At 53.2% G+C, this 1644-nt stretch carries 2 protein-coding genes; both read right to left on the minus strand.

Going from position 1 to position 1644, the window contains the following annotated elements:
- Positions 1–479 (minus strand): hypothetical protein (locus tag OU793_RS24390; RefSeq protein ID WP_274647898.1); only part of this gene is annotated, 479 nt, incomplete at its 3' end.
- Positions 480–492: 13 nt separating this feature from the next.
- The gene (locus OU793_RS24395; RefSeq protein WP_025789750.1) at positions 493–1497 is read right to left on the minus strand and encodes a hypothetical protein; all 1005 of its coding nucleotides are present in this window, start codon (positions 1495–1497) and stop codon (positions 493–495) included.
- Between the last annotated feature and the right edge of the window lie 147 nt (positions 1498–1644).

Raw genomic sequence — 1644 nt, forward strand, 5'->3', positions numbered from 1 at the left:
GCCAGCACGTTGTCTTGCTCAATGTTGCTGATGGCAATATCGACATAAGAGGAGTGTGAGCTGTTTGCTGTCACGGTGTATGTGCCGCCGTATTGGTTGACGTCACACCACGCCGCATTGCTGTAGCCGTAGCCTTCGGTACAGATTTCAGAAAGGCTTACGCCCGCCGTATCGGCGCCCGCGCCCGCCCACGCATCGACGGCGGCGCGGATTTCACTGACTTCGGTTAAGGTGTTGTTGATTTTGAGTTTGCCTTTACCTGAGCTGGCCATTGCGGCAATCCCCGCAATGACAATCGCAGCCAGACCCATCCAGAAAATAAAGTCGAGCAAGGACGCGCCGCGCTGCTTCTTGCTTTTGATTGGCGAGCTTTCTGTTAATGGGGTTAAGTTCTCTTTAGTTGAATTTACTTCGGTGTGCATCGTGTTTACTTCTTCTTTAGTTGTGTTGAATTGAGTGGTGGTATTGTTCATTTGCATTGTGAACGCGTCCTTAAATCAAAGTGAGATAGAGTTGGTAAGTGGCGCTGGCAATGAGAGACCCAAGCACCAATATCGTGACCAGCAATCCGGCTTTCGGTAGCCAGAGCTGCATTTTTTCGAGCTGTTTCGCCACATGTTCACTGTGGTGTTGCCCGCTTTCGCTGAGCAGTTCGGTGTAACTGACGCGAGTGCCAAGGACCTTCATCGCGCTCAGTTCGTTTGGCAGTAAGAGACCCGTATCGAGAATGGCGCCGAGGTTGGTTTGCCCAATCGCTTGCTCGCGCATGGTTTGGATGTGCGCTTTGGCAAACGGCGTATTGCGGATTTCGGCTTGCACTAAGGCATCACTGAGTTTCATGCCGCATTGCGTCAGGTTCGCCAGCGTTTTGAGTAACGTGGATGCCACGGCAACGCGATACAGCGAGAACAGAGGCCAATCGTTACTGACTCCGCGGCTATTGCCTTTCCAATTGGGCAGTGCCATGGCCAGTACCAGGAGAAGTAGGGCAAAGACCGCGGCGATGGCAATGCCATAGTCGGCAAAAAAATTGCGCACGGTGAGGCCAATGCCCGGCTTGTTGTCGATGGCACTGAGCATCTTGTCAGCGATGTAGACGCCATAAAAGCCCGCGCCGACGGTGAGCGCGTAAGGGAAGGCGAGCATCTTGACCAGTTTGGCCACAATGTTTTCACCGCCCTTTAACTGCTCAATCGCGGTTTGCAGTCCGATGTGCCGCTGTCCGGCGCTTTCGGCCGCGCGTATCGAGCTCAATACCACACTTGGAAACCAGCCTTCGAGTACATCAACGAAACGTTGACCTTGCCCTGGTGCATCGAGTCCGGCTTGACCGATTTGCTTGAGGGCATCGGTGCCGTTTTCAACCAATGACTGACAAAACTCTTTGGTGGTGAGTTTGTATCGGTCGGCTTTGAGCCATTGGTCTAAAAACGCCACTTGCTCATCACTGGAGAAGGTCCATTGCTCCAGCGTTTTCCCTAAGATAAGGAAGCTCATAACGCCTCCTGCATCGCTCGGTAAATGTCGGTGACGGGTACTGGCACGAGGTCATCTACTTGCTCGGAGGCCGAAAGAATATCAACCTGACCGCGCACGATGCGCGATTTACAGTGGTCTTTGATGTCCGGCCAGCCTTGCTTCTTG

The organism is Vibrio sp. VP6 (assembly GCF_028823755.1).
Classification (GTDB): Bacteria; Pseudomonadota; Gammaproteobacteria; order Enterobacterales; family Vibrionaceae; genus Vibrio; species Vibrio parahaemolyticus.

Excerpts from the sequence above, each read along its gene's own strand:
- OU793_RS24395 (WP_025789750.1), bottom strand. The coding sequence starts at position 1,497 with ATGAGCTTCCTTATCTTAGGGAAAACGCTGGAGCAATGGACCTTCTCC.